This window comes from Sphingomonas sp. C3-2 (assembly GCF_033025475.1).
In the GTDB taxonomy this organism is placed as follows: Bacteria; Pseudomonadota; Alphaproteobacteria; order Sphingomonadales; family Sphingomonadaceae; genus Sphingobium_A.
The window spans coordinates 58,395-75,798 of the sequence record NZ_CP130322.1 but is presented as its reverse complement, the minus strand read 5'-3'; the positions used below and the strand labels follow the sequence as shown (position 1 = coordinate 75,798).

At 60.2% G+C, this 17,404-nt stretch carries 13 protein-coding genes; 9 read left to right on the top strand and 4 right to left on the bottom strand.

The features are described 5' to 3' along the window. The first annotated feature begins 34 nt into the window (after positions 1-34). The 8 genes from QYC26_RS00365 to QYC26_RS00330 all read left to right on the top strand — a co-directional run bounded on the left by QYC26_RS00365 (position 35) and on the right by QYC26_RS00330 (position 8,025). Complete coding sequence (locus QYC26_RS00365; protein WP_317513431.1) at positions 35-1,594, top strand: acetyl/propionyl/methylcrotonyl-CoA carboxylase subunit alpha; 1,560 nt, start codon at positions 35-37, stop codon at positions 1,592-1,594. After that, positions 1,594-2,007: an acetyl-CoA carboxylase biotin carboxyl carrier protein subunit gene (locus QYC26_RS00360; protein WP_317513430.1), complete on the top strand. Its 414-nt coding sequence runs from the start codon at positions 1,594-1,596 to the stop codon at positions 2,005-2,007. Before QYC26_RS00365 ends, QYC26_RS00360 begins: the two co-directional genes overlap by 1 nt. Continuing rightward, positions 2,007-3,614 carry a carboxyl transferase domain-containing protein gene (locus tag QYC26_RS00355; RefSeq protein ID WP_317514962.1) on the top strand — a complete coding sequence of 536 codons (1,608 nt, stop codon included), beginning with the start codon at positions 2,007-2,009 and terminating at the stop codon, positions 3,612-3,614. Before QYC26_RS00360 ends, QYC26_RS00355 begins: the two co-directional genes overlap by 1 nt. A gap of 38 nt (positions 3,615-3,652) precedes the next feature. Beyond that, positions 3,653-4,576, top strand: coding sequence for a 3-keto-5-aminohexanoate cleavage protein (locus tag QYC26_RS00350; RefSeq protein WP_317513429.1), 924 nt, complete (start codon positions 3,653-3,655; stop codon positions 4,574-4,576). Continuing rightward, a complete protein-coding gene (locus tag QYC26_RS00345) occupies positions 4,563-5,450 on the top strand; it encodes a CoA ester lyase (RefSeq protein WP_317513428.1) in 888 nt (295 codons plus the stop codon). The genes QYC26_RS00350 and QYC26_RS00345 overlap by 14 nt, the downstream gene beginning before the upstream one ends. Further along, positions 5,447-6,718: an acetyl-CoA hydrolase/transferase family protein gene (locus QYC26_RS00340; protein WP_317513427.1), complete on the top strand. Its 1,272-nt coding sequence runs from the start codon at positions 5,447-5,449 to the stop codon at positions 6,716-6,718. Before QYC26_RS00345 ends, QYC26_RS00340 begins: the two co-directional genes overlap by 4 nt. Continuing rightward, positions 6,718-7,485, top strand: coding sequence for an enoyl-CoA hydratase/isomerase family protein (locus tag QYC26_RS00335; RefSeq protein WP_317513426.1), 768 nt, complete (start codon positions 6,718-6,720; stop codon positions 7,483-7,485). The genes QYC26_RS00340 and QYC26_RS00335 overlap by 1 nt, the downstream gene beginning before the upstream one ends. Positions 7,486-7,584: 99 nt before the next feature. Then, the gene (locus QYC26_RS00330) at positions 7,585-8,025 is read left to right on the top strand and encodes a cytochrome c family protein (RefSeq protein ID WP_317513425.1); all 441 of its coding nucleotides are present in this window, start codon (positions 7,585-7,587) and stop codon (positions 8,023-8,025) included. Positions 8,026-8,096: 71 nt separating this feature from the next. Here QYC26_RS00330 and QYC26_RS00325 read toward each other — a convergent pair whose 3' ends face one another. The 4 genes from QYC26_RS00325 to QYC26_RS00310 form a co-directional block, all read right to left on the bottom strand. Further along, positions 8,097-10,535 carry a TonB-dependent receptor gene (locus tag QYC26_RS00325; RefSeq protein ID WP_317513424.1) on the bottom strand — a complete coding sequence of 813 codons (2,439 nt, stop codon included), beginning with the start codon at positions 10,533-10,535 and terminating at the stop codon, positions 8,097-8,099. A 209-nt stretch (positions 10,536-10,744) separates the two neighbouring features. Continuing rightward, entirely contained in the window at positions 10,745-11,647 is a 903-nt protein-coding gene (locus QYC26_RS00320) for a formylglycine-generating enzyme family protein (RefSeq protein WP_317514961.1), read from the bottom strand. 33 nt (positions 11,648-11,680) lie between these two features. Beyond that, positions 11,681-14,017, bottom strand: a complete 2,337-nt coding sequence (locus QYC26_RS00315; protein WP_317513423.1) for an arylsulfatase — start codon at positions 14,015-14,017, stop codon at positions 11,681-11,683. After that, the gene (locus QYC26_RS00310) at positions 14,014-16,305 is read right to left on the bottom strand and encodes an arylsulfatase (protein ID WP_317513422.1); all 2,292 of its coding nucleotides are present in this window, start codon (positions 16,303-16,305) and stop codon (positions 14,014-14,016) included. The genes QYC26_RS00315 and QYC26_RS00310 overlap by 4 nt, the downstream gene beginning before the upstream one ends. Positions 16,306-16,456: 151 nt before the next feature. On the opposite strand from QYC26_RS00310, the gene QYC26_RS00305 reads away from it, so the two are divergent. Beyond that, the gene (locus tag QYC26_RS00305; protein WP_317513421.1) at positions 16,457-17,287 is read left to right on the top strand and encodes an SDR family NAD(P)-dependent oxidoreductase; all 831 of its coding nucleotides are present in this window, start codon (positions 16,457-16,459) and stop codon (positions 17,285-17,287) included. The last annotated feature ends 117 nt before the right edge of the window (positions 17,288-17,404 follow it).

Sequence of the window (17,404 nt, the reverse complement as noted above, 5' to 3'; positions counted from 1 at the left end):
ACTGTCAACATCGCAATGACGTTGGGCGAGGAACATGTCGAACCACGGGCTCATCCTTCGGGAAAGAGGCATTGAAAGCGCGGATATTGCGCAAGGCACAGCACCCGGGCTGAGCGATGCGCCAATTCCGATTACATCCGTTCTCGTCGCCAATCGCGGCGAGATCGCCGCGCGCATTCTGCGGACGGTCAAGGCCATGAGGCTGCGCGCGCTGCTGATCGCGCACCCTGCCGATGCCCACGCGCCCGCGCTGGCGCTGGCCGATGCGGTTCACTGGTTCGATCCCGCCTCCAGCCCCGTTTCGGCCTTTCTCGACATCGCCAGCATCGTTCAGGCCGGACGTGCGATGGGGGCCGACGCCATCCATCCAGGATATGGGTTCCTCTCCGAAAACGCCGATTTTGCGCGGGCGGTTGCCGAAGCGGGCATGGTCTTTATTGGACCGGGGCACGAAGCGATCGAGCTGATGGGCGACAAGGTTCGCGCGCGCGAATTTGTGGCGTCCCGGAATTTTCCGGTCGCACCATCCGCCATCGAGGATCATGATCCGCCGACCTTCCTCGCACGCGCCGAGGCGCTGGGCATGCCCCTCCTCATCAAGCCCAGCGCGGGCGGCGGCGGCAAGGGCATGCGGATCGTGCGCGACCCCGCGATGCTCGCCGAAGAGGTCGAGCGCGGGCGCAGCGAGGCACGACGCTATTTCGGCGATGGCCGCCTATATGCTGAGCGCTATTTCGAGCGCCCCCGCCATATCGAAGTCCAGATATTCGGCGACCATCACGGCAATATCGTCCATCTCCACGAGCGCGAATGCTCGATCCAGCGCCGCTTTCAGAAGATCATTGAAGAGGCCCCCGCCCCCGCGCTCTCGGATGCGCTTCGCAGCGCCATATGCGAAGCTGCAGCGGGCATCGCCCGGGCTGTCGGCTATGCCAATGCCGGCACCGTCGAATTCATCTTTGAAGACGGTGCCTTCTACTTCCTCGAGATGAATACGCGGCTGCAAGTCGAGCATCCGGTGACCGAGGCCATAACCGGTCTCGATCTGGTCGAGCTGCAAATCCGGATCGCGGCGGGCGTGCCGCTTCCGCTGGTGCAGGAGGAGGCCACCTGCAGCGGGCACGCCATCGAGCTGCGCATCTGCGCCGAGGAACCCGCCAATGATTTTGCGCCGAGCATCGGCACGATCCTGAAGCTGCAAATGCCGCCCCATGTCCGGTTCGACGCGGGTGTCACCGAAGGGAGCCAGGTCACCACCGCCTTCGATCCGATGATCGGCAAGCTGATCGTCCATGGCCGCAACCGCGCGCATGCGATCGAACAGGCGCGCCTGGCACTCAGGCAGGTGGTGCTCTTTGGCGTGCAGACCAATATGCCCTATCTCCAGCGCCTGCTGTCCGATCCCGACATGATCGCGGGCGAGGTTCATACAGGCCTGATCCGCGAAAAGCCGGATCTTGCGCACGAGCCGGAGCTCGATGCCGAATTGCTCGGCCGGCTTTCGGCATTGGCCGCGCCGCTTGTCCCGGAACTTCGCCGGGAGGTCGCTCAGATTCCCGCGCTGCATGCCGCCCTTGGCGGGTGGCGTAACTGATGCCCGGCTTCTTCACCATCGGGGCGCACGCCCTGCCCGCGGCCCTGACCCCGGACATGCCCCGTCATCCCGGCGTTCCGGCCATCTTTGACGGACGCCATGTCTGGATCCATGTCGACGGGCAAAACCATGTTCTGGAATGGCACCCTGCCGTCACCTTCCTTGCCAAGGGCGTTGTGCATGACGCCGGGGATGTGCTCGCCGCCCCCATGCCGGGTGCAGTGCTGAGTGTTTCGACGGCATCGGGTGCGACCGTCGCGCAGGGCGAAACCTTGATGGTCATCGAGAGCATGAAGCTGGAAACCGCCATCAAGGCGCCGCGCAGCGGGATCGTGGCCGAAGTCCATGTCGGCATCGGCCAGACCTTCAACAAGGACGCGCGCCTCATATCCCTGGAAAGCGAACAGCCATGATGCGGAGCATCGAGACGCGGATCGATCCGCGCAATGCGCAGTTCCGCGCCAATTTGGAACGCAACCGGCAGCTATCGGCCGAGTTGAAGGCGCGCCAGGAACATGCGCGCAGTGTCCGCGCACCGCGCGACATGGAACGCATACGGGCGCAGGGAAAGCTGTTCATTCGCGAAAGGCTCGACGCACTGCTCGATCCGGGCACGCCGTTTCTCGAATTGTCGACGCTGGCCGGGAACATGCATTATGACGGTGAGGTTCCGAGCGCCGGGCAGCTTTCGGGCATTGGCATCGTGTCGGGCCGCGAAGTCATCATTCATGGCGACGACGGCTCGGTAAAGGGCGGCGCCTGGTACCCGCACTCGGTGAAGAAGATCGTCCGCACGCTCGACATCGCGATCGAGAACCGCCTGCCGGTGATCCATCTGTGCGATTCCGCCGGCGGGTTTCTGCCGCTGCAGGCCGATTTCTTCGCGGACCGCTATCATGCGGGCCGGATCTTTCGAAACCAGTCCCAGCTATCCCGGATGGGCGTTCCCCAGATCGCCGTTGTGCTCGGCCAATGCACCGCTGGCGGCGCCTATATCCCGGCGCTCAGCGACTATAACATCATCGTGCGCGGGACCGGGGCGATCTTCCTGGCGGGTCCCCCGCTGGTCAAGGCCGCGACCGGAGAGGATGTCTCGGTCGACGAACTCGGCGGCTGCGACATGCACACGAGCATTTCGGGCACCGCCGATTATCCCGCGGATTCCGAGCATCATGCGCTCGCCATCGCGCGCGAGGTCGTCGCCAATATCCGCCGCCCGGCAAAGGTGCTTGCACCGGTCGCCGAAGTCGAACCCCCGCTTTACCCGGCCGACGAGCTTTACGGGATCATTCCCGCCGACAGCCGCACCATGTTCGACATTCGCGAGATTGTGGCGCGCATCGTCGACGGCAGTAGGTTCCATGAATATCAGCCCGCCTATGGCACGACGCTCGTTTGCGGCTTTGCCAATATCTTTGGCTATCAGGTGGGCATTCTCGGCAATAACGGCGTCCTGTTCAACGAAAGCTCGCTCAAAGGCGCGCACTTCATCCAGTTGTGCGAAAAGAACCGGACGCCGCTCATCTTTCTCCAGAACATCACCGGATTCATGGTGGGGCGCGACTATGAAAGGCGCGGCATCTCGAAGGACGGCGCCAAACTGATCATGGCCGTCTCCAACTGCTCGGTCCCCAAATTCACGGTGAATTGCAACGGCGCATTTGGCGCAGGGGTATATGGCATGTCCGGGCGGGCCTTTGACTCTCGCTTCCTCTTTTCCTGGCCGCAGGCGCAGACTTCAGTCATGGGTGCCGAACAAGCCGTCAGCGTCCTCACCCAGCTAAAGGTCCGCCAACTCGCGAAAACCGGAACAGCGTTCACCGAAGAGGAGATCGAGGCGATCCGCGCCCCGCTTCTCGAGCGCTATAATCGCGAGCAGAGCGCCTATTATGCCACATCCGAACTGTGGGATGACGGTATCCTCGACCCCGTCGACACACGCCAGGCACTGGCAATCTGCCTCCACGCCGCACTCAACGCACCGATTGAAGAACCACGGCAGGGGGTGCTGCGGCTGTAAGCCGACCGGCATGAAAACTGAAGAGTTGCGAGGGGAATATGAGCAAGATCATCATCAGTTGCGCCATCACGGGGTCGATCCACACACCCTCGATGTCCCCCTATCTGCCCGTTACGCCCGAGGAAATTGCGCGGTCGGCGATCGACGCGGCTGAAGCTGGTGCCGCTATAGTCCATCTGCACGCGCGCAACCCCGTTGACGGACGCCCCGATCAGAGCCCGGAGGCTTTCGAGCCCTTCCTGCGCACAATCCGGCAGGCGTCCGATGTGGTGGTGAACCTCACGACCGGCGGCTCCCCCTATATGAAGGTGGATGAGCGCATCCAGCCCGCACTGCGCTGGCGCCCGGAAATTGCCAGCCTCAACATGGGATCGATGAATTTCGGTCTCTTTCCCATGCTGAAACGCTTCACCCGGTTTGACCATGAGTGGGAACCGGAAATGCTGCGCAACAGCGATGATCTGGTTTTCCGGAACAGCTTCAAGGATATTCGCTTCGCACTGGAAAACTTGAACGCGACTGGCGCGCGCTACGAGTTCGAGTGCTACGATACAAGCCACCTCTATAATCTCCATTACTTCTGGACCGAAGGCCTTATACAGGCGCCGCTCTTCATTCAGACATGCTTTGGGCTGCTCGGCGGCATCGGCGCCCATCCCGACGATGTCGCGCATATGAAACGGACCGCAGACCGGCTTTTCGGGGACAATTACAGCTGGTCGGTGCTCGCCGCCGGCCGAGACCAGATGCGCGTGGCGGCCCATGCTGCCTCGATGGGTGGGCATGTCCGCGTAGGGTTGGAGGATAGCCTGTGGTTGAGACGCGGGCGACTGGCGCGCAGTAATGCCGAGCAGGTTCGCCAGGCCCGTGCGATTATCGAAAATCTTGGGCTCGAGGTTGCGACGCCCGATGATGCCCGGCACATGCTTGCGCTCAAGGGTGCTGACCATGTCGGTTTCTGATCCCGTGCGCCGCCGGTCCTGGCTTTTCGTTCCGGCCGACAGCGAACGCAAATTCGCCCGCGCGCTGGCGAGCGAAGCCGATGTGATCCTGCTGGATCTAGAAGACGCGATTGCAGAATCCGAAAAGCCCACCGCCCGACGGATGGCGCGTGACATGCTTCAGGGGCAGCCGGATCAGACACGCCGCGTCTGGGTCCGCATCAATCCGCTGCACACTATGCACGCTTTGCTTGATCTTGCCACGATCATGCCTGCCGCTCCTGCGGGCATCATGCTTCCAAAGGTGCGATCACGCTCTGATGTGGAAAAGCTTTCCCATTTCTTGTCCGCATTCGAAGCCGCTTCAGGGCGCGAGGAGGGCGTAACGCGCATCATCATCGTTGCAACCGAAACGGCCGAAGCCCTGTATCAGACGCACAGCTATGCGGGCATCGCACGACTGACCGCACTGACCTGGGGGGCGGAGGATCTCGCCACTGCGATCGGCGCGATATCCAACCGGGCTGAAGACGGGACTTACAGCTTCCCCTATCAAATGGCGCGCTCACTTTGCGTGACCGGATCGGCAGTTGCAGGCGTGGCGGCGATCGAGACCATGCACGGCGACTTCAGGGATATGGACGGGCTTGCATGCACCGCCGTCGAGGCGCGAAAAGCGGGCTTCCAGGGCATGATTGCCATCCATCCCGATCAGGTATCGGTGATCAACCACGCCTTCACGCCCACCGCCGCCGAACTCGCCGAGGCCCAGGAAATCGTGGCTCTTTTCGCAGCCAATCCGCAGGCCGGGACATTGGGGTTCAAAGGCCAGATGCTCGACCGCCCCCATTTGTTGCGCGCGCAGGCGGTGCTGACGCTGGGGGCGGCGGCGTGAGCACCCGCCTCGATGCCGATCTCGATCTGTCGTCAATCATTACGCCCGGCGATCACATCGTCTGGGGCCATGGTTGCGGCGAACCCGCGACACTGATTGAGGCATTGATTGCACAACGCCATAGCATCGGCCCAGTCAACGCCTTTGCAGCCTCGAGCTTTTCTAAGATTCTCACGCCCGAGATGACCGATGGCATCCGACTGACGAGCATGGGCGCGATCGGGACGATGCGCGCGCTGGCCGCAACCGGGCGCCTTGGCATCATCCCCTGTCATGTCGGGCAGATCGGTCGGCTGATCGAGACGGGCCATATCGGCTGCGACATCGCGATGGTTCAGATCAGCCCGGCCGATGATCAGGGGCGCCACAGCTTCGGGCTTATCAATGACTATATCCAGTCGGCGCTCGCCAAGGCACGCATCGTCATTGCCGAGGTCAACGACCAGATTCCGCACAGCACCTGCGACGCATGGCTCGATGCGAGCGCCATCGACTATCGGATCGAAACCTCCCGCCCGCCGACCGAAGTGGCTCCGGTCGAGATCGGAGAGACTGACCGCGCCATTGCCGCACATGCGGCACGATATATCGGTGACGGCGCGATACTACAGCTTGGCATCGGTGCGGTGCCCGATGCGCTTTTCCAATTGCTCGGCGATCGCAGGGATCTGGGGATCCATTCGGGGATGATCGGCGACGGGCTGGTCGATCTGGTGCATGCCGGCGCCGTCACCAATGCGACCAAGCCCATCGATCGCGGTGTTTCGGTGAGCGGCGCGCTGATCGGTACACGGCGCCTCTATGATTTCGCGCATCGCAATCCGGCGCTGCTTCTGAAAGCTTCCCGGCACACGCATGGCGATGCCGCCCTTGCCGCCCTTCCGCGCCTTGTTAGCATCAATTCGGCGGTCGAGGTGGACCTGACCGGGCAGGTCAATGCCGAGGCGATCGGCAATGCCTATATCGGTGGCACCGGGGGACAGGTCGATTATGTTCGCGCCGCAAGCCGATCTGCAGGGGGCTGCTCGATTATCGCCCTGCCCGCGACGGGCCGTAGAGGCGCCTCTAGCCGCATTGTCGACCAGCTTGGCGGCCCCGTCACTACGGCACGCAGTGAAGTCGACATCATCGTGACAGAATATGGCGCGGCCGAGCTTAAAGGGCAGCCGCTTGATGAACGAATGCGACGCATGATCGCCATCGCGCATCCGGATTTTCGCGAAGATCTGAGCCGCGAAGCGCACGCCTTTCAAAAAAGGGGATATTGATGAACGACGCCGTCCTGTTCGAGGCCCGGGAAGACGGGATCGCCATCATCACGATCAACCGGCCGGAAGAACGCAACAGCCTTGGTCGGGATGTACGCGCAGGCCTTTTCGACGCCTGGGATCGTTTCGAGAATGACGCGCAGATGCGGATCGCGATCCTGACGGCGGCCGGGGACAAGGCCTTTTGCGCGGGCGGCAATCTGAAGGAAATGACCGATAGCCAGTTGACGATCCCGCCACGCTCCATGTTTCCGGTGCCCGGGGACAATGTTACGCTGAGCAAACCGACCATTGCGGCGGTAAACGGCGTGGCCTTTGCAGGCGGCTGGTTGCTCGCGCAGGCATGCGACCTCTGCGTCGCCAGCACGGCAGCGCGTTTTGCGGTAACCGAAGTGCGCGTTGGTCGCGGATGCCCCTGGGCCGCTCCCCTGATCCACATGATCCCGCAGCGCATCATGATGGAAATCCTGCTGACCGGGGCGCCGATCTCGGCCGAGCGCGCCTATGAAATCGGTCTGGTCAATCGTCTGACGTCGCCGGAGCGACTGATGGCCGAAGCGATTGGGCTTGCACACGATATCCTGAAAGGCGCACCGCTATCGATTGCAGCTGCACGGCAAACGGTCATGCTGGCAACCGAGATGGGGCGTAGCGCGGCGCTTGATGCCGCTCGCCTGGCCTGGGAACGCGCCTATTGCAGCGCCGATGCCCAAGAAGGTCCGCGGGCATTTTCAGAGAAGCGGGAGCCTGTCTGGCAAGGCGCTTAACGGACATTCAAGTAACTATGCGCCCGCAGCGAATATGAGACACTTGGTCCACTATTGCGCATAGGGCCTTATGTGTAGGGGCAGCCCCAGGAGGCTCCCTTGCACATCAATCGAACTATTGTTTCCATCCTGCTGCTCTTCGCTCTTGCCAGTTGTAATGATGACAGGCGCGAAGAGCGCCTCAACGCTGCTGGGCCGAACCCGACGCTCGAAGCGCTGCTGGCAGTGGCGGATGTCGATTCAGGGGAGCGTAAATTTCGGCAATGTGCAGCATGCCACAAGATCGGCAAGGGCGCTCCAGACTTCGGCGGACCAAATCTGTATGGCATTTTCGGCCAGCGTTTGGGCCAGCACAGCGCACGTTACAGCTATACCGCTGCTTTACAGAATGCGAACGGACGGTGGGACGCCTCTACATTGGATGCGTGGATGGAAGACCCTCAAAAAGTGGTTCCAGCGACCAAGATGATATTTGCGGGCGTCCCGGATCCCCTCGATCGCGCAGATCTGATCGCCTATATTCGCAGTCACTCGGATTGAACAACGTTCCAATCTGAACAAAAAAAGGGCCATCTTGCGATGGCCCCTCTCCAGTTTTCTTCGGGAGGTAGTTACTTGCTGCCGAAGCCGTAGCGGAGCTGAAGGCCCCAGGTACGCGGTTCGTTGTAGATGACCGAGGTCGAGCCGAGGACCGAGTAGATCGGCACACCACCGATCTTGTACAGTTCCTTCGTCACGTTGTTGGCGAACAGGCTGATCGAGACGTCGCGATCGCCGAAATTGGCCCACTGAAGACGCAGATCGAGCTGGTTATAGCCATTTTCGACGCCAAGCGGATCCGGGAAGACCGACAGGTCGTACTTGCTCGAATACGCCCAGTTTGCGCCGAAGGTGAGATCACCCCAATCCTGCGACAGCGGCACCTTGTAGCTCGCACCGAGGTTCAAGCGATGCTTTGCCAGGAACGGGAACGGGCGGTTGGTGATTTCATCGCCGGTAGCCACATCGGTGAACGAACTGTATTTGCCATCGGTGTACGAATAGGACGCCGTAAGGTTGAAATTCTCGAAGGGGACAAGGGTCTGGTCGATTTCGATGCCCTTGATCTTCGCGGTAGCCGCGTTGACGATCAGGTTGATGAGAGCAATCTGATTATTGACCGGATTGAGCGTCGAGAAGGATTGGCTGACCTGCGCGTCCTTCATCTTCGAATGGAAGGCCGCGATATTGGTACGCCCTTCCATGCCGCCGATATTGTAATCGGTTTTGAGGCCAACCTCGAAATCGATGACCGTTTCAGGTTCGTAAGCAAACCCGAAATCACCCGCCTGCGGGTTCAGACCGCCAGCACGGTAGCCACGACGATGGGTGAAATAGACCAAAGTGTCCTGATTGACCTGATAATCGAGACCCAGATTATATGAAGAAGCGTTGAAGCTTTCCTTCACAAAAGTGGGGCATCCGCGAACATAGCTACAACTCGAGTCAGGAAAACGACCAGCAGGATCGCGGAAATTGGATGCCGTGATCGAACGGTAATCGTGTGTGTAGCGATATCCACCGGTGAAGCTCAGCCCCTGCGTGAGCAGATCCGACAGATCATAGGTGAACTGCCCGAACACGGCCTGACTACGTTCTGTTGGCTCGGAAATCGTGAGCGCAGGAGTACCCAGAGACGTCTGGACCAAGCGCTGGGGCGACGGCGTGTTCTGCCAGAGCAGAAAACCGCCGACGGTGAAATCGAGCTTACCGTCAAGCGCGCTGCCCTGAAGCTGGAGTTCTTCGCTGATCTGGCGCAGGTTGACCGACCAGTCACCATCCGGCGTAATCTGGTCGAGCAGCGGCAGCACCGTACCATCAAGGTCGTAGCGGCTGAGTTGTTTCAGGCGACGATAACCGAAGATGTTCTTGATCGTCAGATTATCCGACAGCGTGTAGCTCGTCACATTGGTGATGCCCCAGCTGCGGGTGAGCGAAACACCGTCTACACTAGACTGCGCGATGCGCGGCCCAAGCCTGTTCTGGGTAGCCACCTGATTTTGCAGGATTGGATCGGGCGCAAACGAGAAGCGCCCGGCAGCGAGAGCTGCAGCCCGGGTGCCTAGAAAATCGGTTGCCAATCCAGCGGGCGACGGACCGTTCCCACCCAGATAGAGTGGAACGGGGATCCCGGCAACGCTGGGGGCGAACATCTTGTTCGGATCAAGCCCGGCAATCTGCTGCGACGAACCATTGGTGTCCGAGCGCATGTAATCGAACATCAGGAAGTTTTCGAAGCTGTCCGTCGGCGTGAACAGCATCGATGCGCGACCTGCGAAGTAGTCGCGATCATCCAGTTCCTCACCGGTCACGATGTTCGTCGTGAAGCCATCGCGCTTGGCGCGCTTGGCAGCGAAGCGGAATGCGAGCGTGTCGGTGGCGGGCAGGTTCAGCGCGCCTTCGATCTGGCGATCGTTGAAGCGGCCGAGCTGCAGATTGACATAGCCGCCGAGCTCATGGCGTGGGCGCGTCGGTTCGTAGAGCACCGCGCCGCCGGTTGAGTTACGACCGAAGAGCGTGCCCTGAGGCCCTTTAAGGACCTGAACGTTCTGAAGATCGAAGAAACGGCCGGGGCCGTTATCACCGGTCTGCAGCGGAACCTGCGCGAAATAGGCGGTGACGCGCGGATTTTGGCCCTGAGCGGATGCGCCCGAGCTGGAAAGGCCGCGGATCGACAGCGTCACTTCGTCGCGCGCCTGCTGATAGGTAGTCAGCGCGGGAACCATCTTCTGAAGGTCGGTCGCGTCCTGAATATTGCGTTCGGTCAGCACATCACCGCTGAACGCCTGAACTGCGATCGGAACTGACTGAAGCGATTCTTCCTTACGGCGCGCCGTCACGATGATATCATCAAGGCTTGTTGCCGAAGTGGCGCCCTGCTCGTCCTGGGCAATTGCGGGGCTGGCCATTGAGAGGCCGCCAACCATGGAAACTGCGATAAGAAGTGGCGAAGCGCTTTCGAAAAGCGCGCGCAACTGATTGCCGGATACGCCGTTACGTCGTGTATTCATTCTAACCTCCCCCGCCCCCGATATTTTTCGGGCTTCGTGTCGTTGGAACTCTGGCGCCGCTCCAATTTTGGACTGCAGCCTAAATTTGTTACATCAATCCATATTCAGGCTCAACACCCTTGAATGTCGTGAAGTGCGCATATGCCGACGCGCCACGCAACCGGGCCGCGTGACGGAATGCATTCGGGGACGGGACAGGCGTGTGTCGCCTAGCGGGCGCAGCGAAACCCTACGTGTGAAGTGGAGGTATCGATCGGCTGCGCATAACGCGCAGCGGGCCGATAACGCTGGCAATAATTGGGAGCACAAAGGTGAGAGCCCCCTTTCAGCACCCGTCTGCCGATAGCGATATCAGGCATGCAGGGATCACGGCTCTCCGCTTCGGTTGCGCCGCGGGGATTGCGGGGAATGCAGCATGATTTTTGCGGTACATCATGCCTCGAAGAAAACCAGTCCGAGGTCCATTCCCAGACATTACCGATCATATCGGCCAGGCCATAACCATTGGCTGGAAAGGCATGCACCGGGGAAGTAAACATATGGCCGTCCCGGAGTTCGTTATGACCGGGAAACTGCCCTTGCCAATAATTGGCCTGAGGGACGCCTGCTAGGTCCAGTTCATCACCCCAGGCGAAGGCGGCTCCATCCAGGCCACCGCGTGCGGCGAATTCCCATTCTGCCTCGGTTGGCAATCGCTTGCCGGCCCACGCCGCATAGGCCTCTGCGTCACCATAGGCGATATGCACGACGGGATGCGCATCCATCCCTTCGATTGACGACCCCGGCCCGCGCGGGTGGCGCCAATCGGCACCGAAGGCAAAGCGCCACCAACTGTGCGGATTGTTCAGATCGACCGGGCCGGGGACGGGTTCGAACACGAGCGACCCCGGCTGCGCCATTTCGGGTGGCATACCGGGATAATCCGCCGGATCGGGAGCGGTTTCAGCAAGGGTAACATGCCCGGTAGCCCGAACGAATTCAGAATACTGGGCGTTGGTGACCGGGGTTGCATCAAGAAGGAACGGATCGACCACGACCTGATGTGCGGGACCTTCTTCCGGATAGTGGTCATCCGACCCCATGCGAAATGTGCCGCCTGCCAGCGCGATCATACCGTCGTTCAAAACCCGTTCCTACTCTTGGTCTCAGTTCGGGCGGCCGGGACGCCCCGGTGCGGCGACAGATATTTCGACCTTTTCGATATGGCCGGAAAATCCTTCGCCAAGCGCATAATCGTCGGTGACCGGCGTATCCGCATCGATGCCGATGTCCAGCGTATCGGTCATTTCCGGCAGCTTCGAGATCGTCCGGGCAATGCGGCCCCGACCGATTTCCTTGCCATTGGACAGGATCGCCATTTCCCCACCGCCGTTCACGCCGCCATCGTAGGTGAACTCGAATACCAGATTGGATTTCCCGGCAGGCAATTGAGCCTGTGCTGCAACGCGCGATTGATCGCCCTTCTGCTGGGTCGCAGCCATGAGCGCGATCGGTCGACCATCCTTGACGTAAAAGGCCCAACCGCCAAACTTGCTGCCAAGCGACACGAGCGGCCCATTGGTGGGTGCCGAAGACAGGTCGATATCGGCCGAGATCCGGAATCCACGGGCAAGCAGCGGCGCCGCGCGCAGCGCCGGAATGCTGAGATTGCCGCCCCAATAGACATAGCGATCGCGCTTCGGGTTTTGGCTTTGGGCCGCCGAAAAGCGTTCCAGATTAAGCCGATTGTCGAGCGGGAGCACATTGTTGCGCCTTGCCTCGGCTTCGAACACGGCCTTCATCTCGGCAAGTCGCTGGGGTTGCTTTGCCGCCAGATCATTGGCTTGAGAAAAGTCATTCCGAAGATCGTAGAGTTCCCACTTATATTCGCTGGGCAAGACACCGCCACGAACATCCTTCCACGGCGCATCTTCCGGTGTCGTGCTGGCGAGCCAGCCATTGTGATAGATGGCGCGATTGCCCATCATCTCGAAATATTGCGTCGTATGACGCTCCGGTGCAGATGCATTGTCGAAACTGTAAGCGAAGCTGACCCCATCGATCGGCTGCTGATCGACACCATTGACTCGTTCAGGCGCAGCGATGCCGGTTACTTCAAGGATCGTCGGCATGACGTCCACCACATGGGTGAACTGGCCACGGACGCCGCGCGCCTTGATACGATCCGGCCATGAAACCACGAAACCATTGCGCGTGCCGCCGAGATGCGAGGCATATTGCTTGAACATACGGAACGGTGCGTTGGTAGCCCAAGCCCAGCCATCGCCGTAGTTGGAGACGGTTTCAGGCCCGCCGATCTTGTCGATATTGTCGACAAGATCCTGAACGGTCTCCTTCATCCCGTTGGCAAAGTTGGACATAGGGTTCGTGCTGCCATTGGGCCCTGCCTCGGCAGCCGCGCCATTATCCCCTTCGATGAACATGACGAGGGTATTGCCCCCCTCACCCATCCGATCCAGTTCGCTGAGAATACGGCCGATCTGATCATCCTGATAAGCGAGCATGGCGGCATAGGCCTCCATCATGCGCGCGTTGATCCGGCGTTCATCAGGGCTGATATCGGCCCATGCGCGGATCCCATCGGGACGTGGAGTATTCTTGGCATTGGCCGGTACCACACCGAGTTTTTTCTGGCGGGCGGCAGTTTCGCTGCGAACGACGTCCCAGCCCTTGTCGAACTGGCCCTTGAACTTCGCGATCCACTCGGCCGGCGCCTGGACGGGGGCATGCGCCGAGCCCGTTGCGTAATACATGAAGAAGGGCTTTTCCGGAGCTGCGGCTTTCTGGCTATGGATCCAGTGGATCGCCTCGTCCGCCAAGGCTTTGTCGAGCACACCTTCCGTCAATGTCGGGATGGCAGTGGTGTCGCGATAGAGGGCTGGCGTGAACTGGTTCGTCTCAGCAGCCATGAACCCATAAAACTGCTCAAAACCGAGCCCGGTCGGCCAGAGATCGAATGGCCCCTCAGGCGATACATGTGCCTCCGGTGCATTGTGATGCTTGCCAAACATCGCCGTATTATAACCGTTCTGACGCAGAACCTCTGCAACCGTGGCAGCACTGTCAGGCATCAGGTTGTTATAACCAGGAAATCCGGTCGATAAATTGGCAACGATGCCATTTCCAACGGCGTGATGGTTACGCCCGGTCAACAGTGCCGCACGCGTCGGCGAGCACATGGCGGTTGTATGGAAGCGATTATAGACGAGCCCGCGTTCCGCAAGCCGATCGAGATTGGGGGTCGGGATCGGTCCGCCAAAGGTGGAAGCTGCGCCAAACCCCACGTCATCGGTGATGATGAGGAATATGTTCGGCGCATTGGCAGGCGCCGACACCGGCTTTGGAAACGCCGCTGTCGAATCTGCATAGGTGTTACCGATCTTGCCGGCAAACGGCTGCTCGGGCGCCGGGAGGACAGAGCCACCAGCGAGCGCCGAAGTTGCCGAACCAGCGAGTAAAATGGCTGCGAGCGAACGTATCATTTCGGGAAAACCTCTACCTTCGAGATGCCGCCATTGAAGCGCTTGTCGCCGGGATAATCGATCACGGTGGCGCCGGTATCGTCGCCGATGTCGAATGTTTCGCCGAGCCCGGCGGTAACGAGGACGGTACGATCGATCCTGCCGCGCGCGACTTCGCGGTCGCCTATGCTGATACGCATCAGGCCTCCGCGCCCATAGCCGCCGCCGTCATAATCGAAATCATAGACGACCTGTGCCGGCCCTGCAGGAAGGACTTCCTTTGCGATCACGCTCGACTGGTGAGCCGGCTGTTGGGTGAAGGCCATATGTACTGCGGGGCGGCCGTTATCGAGATAGAAGCTCCACCCGCCAAACTTGCTGCCGCTCGCCACGATGGCGCCGTTGCCGCCGCCCTGCGGAATGTCGACATTCGCCACGATGCGGAAAGATCGGCCACGGATCGGCGGGGCCACGGTGTCAGCGACGCTGATCCCCTTCCCCCAATAGACGAAATTCTTGCGGCGCGGGGCGAATGCAATCTTGGCCGATGCCGAGCGATCATGGGTCTGCCGATCATCGATCGGAAAAACCTGATTTCGCTGCGCCTCTGAGGTCCACAGCGCCTTTAGCTCAGACAGTTTTTCAGGATGCTTCGCTGCAATGTTATTGGCCTGCGAGAAATCCTTGCTGAGATCGTACAATTCCCAGTCATAGTGCATCGCATCGCGATCGGACGCGCCCATGACCCAGGGGACCCGCGCCGGCGTAGTGCTGGCGAACCAGCCCTTGTGATAGATCGCGCGCGTGCCGATCATCTCGAAATACTGGGTTTCGTGCTGCTCCGGAGCGCTCGGCGCGTCGAAGCTGTAGGCGAAACTGATGCCATCCACCCTTTGTTGCTTTTCGCCGTTGACACTATCGGGTGCGTTGATCCCGACCGCCTCAAGGATCGTCGGCATAACATCGACCACATGGGTGAATTGCGAACGGACCCCGCGCGTCTTGATGCGATCCGGCCAGGAAACCACGAGACCATTACGCGTGCCGCCCAGATGCGATGCGATCTGCTTGGCCCAGGGGAATGGGCCATTGATCGCCCATGCCCAGCCTACGGGAAAGTGACCATAGCTGTCCTTGCCGCCCAGCTTGTCGAGCATGCTGTTCAGATACGCCATGTCTTCGGTGGCACCGTTGGCGAAGGTGCCCAGTTCGTTGGTGCTGCCCTGCATCGAGCCTTCGGTAGACGCGCCATTATCCCCTTCGATGAACATGACGAGCGTGTTGCCACTTTCCCCCATCCGGTCGAGTTCATCGAGCACCCGGCCAAATTGCGCATCCTGATAAGCGAGCATTCCGGCATAGACTTCCATCATCCGGGAATAGAGCCGCTTTTGATCCGGGTTGAGACTGCTCCAAGCAGGGATATCCTTCAGACGAGGCGTGTCCTTGGTCCCCGCAGGCGCGATCTTCATCGCGATCTGACGTTTCAGCGTTTCGGAACGAATGACATCCCAGCCCTTGTCGAACTGGCCCTTGAACTTCGCGATCCATTCTTCAGGCGCCTGATGCGGCGCATGCGCCGTTCCTGGCGCATAGTAGAGGAAAAATGGCTTGTTCGGTGCGGCCGCTTTTTGACCATGGATGTAGCTGATCGCTTCATCCGCCAAATCCCGGTCGAGAATATAACTCGGATCCTTGTCATATTTCTGTTCGGCAGGCGCGTTGCCGCGATAGAGCTTGGGCGTCCATTGCTCGGTATCACCGCCAAGAAAACCGTAGAATTGCTCGAAGCCGAGGCCGGTTGGCCACTGATCGAATGGCCCCGCCTGCGACGTTTGCTGCATCGGGATATTGTGATGCTTGCCGAGCATGGCGGTATTGTAGCCGCTCTGGCGCAGAACCTCGGCGACAGTCGCCGCGCTTCGCGGGATCACAGACCAATAGCCCGGATAACCCGTAGCGATATCGCTGACGACCGCATTACCAACCGCGTGATGGTTACGCCCGGTCAGAAGCGCGGCGCGCGTCGGCGAGCACATGGCCGTTGTGTGGAAGCGATTATAGACCAGCCCGCGCTTGGCAAGCCTGTCGAGATTGGGCGTCGCAATAGGACCGCCAAAGGTGGAAGCAGCACCGAACCCGACGTCATCGGTCAGGATCAGGAAGATATTGGGCGCACCATCGGGTGCGGTGATCGGTTTCGGGAAGGATGGCGTCGAATCGGAATACGTGTTGCCAATCTTGCCGGCAAAGGGGGATGGCGGCAGCGGGAGAGTGCCCTGCGCGCTCACCGAAGCCTGAGAAAACACAGAAAATGCCAGAAGTCCGCACGAATATAGCATTTTGTGCGCACGCCGCTTTCCTTTTGAAAAGGGCATCATCATCCTCCCATTTGTTATTTCCCACATTCTGTACGATATAGTTTCGTACAGTTCAACAATTCAAAGCGTAGAGGATTCCATGGTTGATGAAGTGATGATCGAAGGCGGAGTGGCCGTAATCACGGGAGCGGCCAGCGGCATCGGTACAGGCTTGGCCCGCAAAGCCGCAGAAAAAGGCATGAGACTCGTACTCGCCGATGTAAACGCCGATTTGCTGAACAGCTTTGCCGAGACCATCGACGCAGAAGTACTCGCGATACCCACCGACGTGACGGATATGGATGCGGTGGACAAACTTGCCGAACAGGCCTGGCAGCGCTTCGGCCAGGTCGATGCGTTGTTCAATAATGCGGGCGTGATGGCGACCGGATTTACATGGGAAATCGAACCCCGGCGTTGGCGTCAGTCGATGGCTGTCAACGTCGATGGCGTGTTTCATGGCATTCGCGCCTTCGTTCCCCGCCTGCTGGCGGCGCAGCGGCCTGCGCATATCGTGAACACAGCATCGGTGGGTGGTTTTCTCCCGAGCCCGCTAATGGCCCCCTATTCGACCACCAAGGCCGCAGTCGTAGCGCTCACGGAGTCTCTGCACCTTGAAATGCAGATGATTGGGGCGCCCGTTCGCGTTTCACTGCTTGCGCCTGGCCCGGTGCAGAGCAGCATCTTCAACGATCCGTTTGGCGACAAGGTGACGCCTGAGACTGCCGCGTTTGTCGACACGATGCGGACAATGCTCACCGCCAACGGCTTGTCGCCCGACGACTTTGCCGAGCGCGTATTCGCGGCCATGGCCGATGGCGAATACTGGATCATCCCGCAACCTGAAGCGCTGGACCCGCTGTTCGACCGCAGAGTGCAGGCGATCACTGGGCGACAGGCGCCTCAAAATCTCGATTTTTCGAAATTGTGATCTGGTGTAGCGCCGATGTAATGGGGCATCGGCGCCGCCAACCCAAGACGCGGGCAAGTGACCTATCGCACGACTCACCTCAAGCACCCTGCATGGCGTCAGACGATGCCGTAGCGT

Bases quoted from the DNA above. Each gene is read 5' to 3' on its own strand.
- QYC26_RS00365 (WP_317513431.1), top strand. From the start codon at position 35: ATGTCGAACCACGGGCTCATCCTTCGGGAAAGAGGCATTGAAAGCGCG.
- QYC26_RS00360 (WP_317513430.1), top strand. From the start codon at position 1,594: ATGCCCGGCTTCTTCACCATCGGGGCGCACGCCCTGCCCGCGGCCCTG.
- QYC26_RS00355 (WP_317514962.1), top strand. From the start codon at position 2,007: ATGCGGAGCATCGAGACGCGGATCGATCCGCGCAATGCGCAGTTCCGC.
- QYC26_RS00350 (WP_317513429.1), top strand. From the start codon at position 3,653: ATGAGCAAGATCATCATCAGTTGCGCCATCACGGGGTCGATCCACACA.
- QYC26_RS00345 (WP_317513428.1), top strand. From the start codon at position 4,563: ATGTCGGTTTCTGATCCCGTGCGCCGCCGGTCCTGGCTTTTCGTTCCG.
- QYC26_RS00335 (WP_317513426.1), top strand. From the start codon at position 6,718: ATGAACGACGCCGTCCTGTTCGAGGCCCGGGAAGACGGGATCGCCATC.
- QYC26_RS00325 (WP_317513424.1), bottom strand. From the start codon at position 10,535: ATGAATACACGACGTAACGGCGTATCCGGCAATCAGTTGCGCGCGCTT.
- QYC26_RS00320 (WP_317514961.1), bottom strand. From the start codon at position 11,647: ATGATCGCGCTGGCAGGCGGCACATTTCGCATGGGGTCGGATGACCAC.
- QYC26_RS00315 (WP_317513423.1), bottom strand. From the start codon at position 14,017: ATGATACGTTCGCTCGCAGCCATTTTACTCGCTGGTTCGGCAACTTCG.
- QYC26_RS00305 (WP_317513421.1), top strand. From the start codon at position 16,457: ATGGTTGATGAAGTGATGATCGAAGGCGGAGTGGCCGTAATCACGGGA.